This is a genomic window from Peribacillus psychrosaccharolyticus ATCC 23296, assembly GCF_000305495.1.
GTDB lineage: Bacteria > Bacillota > Bacilli > Bacillales > DSM-1321 > Peribacillus > Peribacillus psychrosaccharolyticus.
Map to the genome: position 1 here is coordinate 1 of NZ_AJTN02000124.1, position 744 is coordinate 744.

General features: G+C 28.6%; 1 protein-coding gene. It reads right to left on the reverse strand.

The window, feature by feature from the left end; translation table 11 throughout:
* A partial coding sequence (locus WYK_RS06415; protein ID WP_040373720.1) for a polysaccharide pyruvyl transferase family protein occupies window positions 1-744 on the reverse strand: 744 nt, incomplete at both ends.

The following is a 744-nucleotide window of genomic DNA, read 5'->3' on the forward strand; positions in this document are numbered from 1 at the left end:
GGACATTCTTTAAATATTTTATTGACTTTTCTCTTTCCTGTTGTAGTATTTTATTGACCTTACTATAATCAATATGATCTATATTAATTTTTTCAAAATCACTAACAAAACGGTCCTTTAATCCAGTTAACTCCAATATATTTTCTAACCTTGAATTGACTTTAGCATTACCAGGTAAGTACTGCATGTAAAATTCTTTTTGAAAATTAATAGAAAATGCAACCCCATGAAATGAATTGGTAACTATAAAACTAGCATTCAAAAATAAGTTGACCCATTCATCTACACCCACCTTACTACGATTATCCATACCTGTGCTTTTATATAATCGATCACTTATATAAATTATTTTTAAGTTTCTTTCTTTTGCCACTCTTTTCGCTAATGATATTATACTTTTTGATTCTGCTATTAAATATAGTAATAAGTACTCTGCATTTTCTTTATTCTTTGAAGAAACTCTATTCCATTCTTCTCTATTTAACATAAGTGTCGGATCCAGTAAAACAGGAGGATTAACTTCCAAAACATCCTTAACAATATCAGCTCCTTGTTGTTCACGCACAGATATATTTTGAAAATCACTCAATAATTTGTAATAATCTTTTTTATAAGTTTCAGGTATACTATCTACTCCAAAACTTGCTGCATAAGAATTTTTTTTACTTTTATCTTGAACAAAATCTAAAAAGTAGCTTTTGTCAAAACCAGCAGTTAGATAATTCCAAACCTGATCACTCCCTG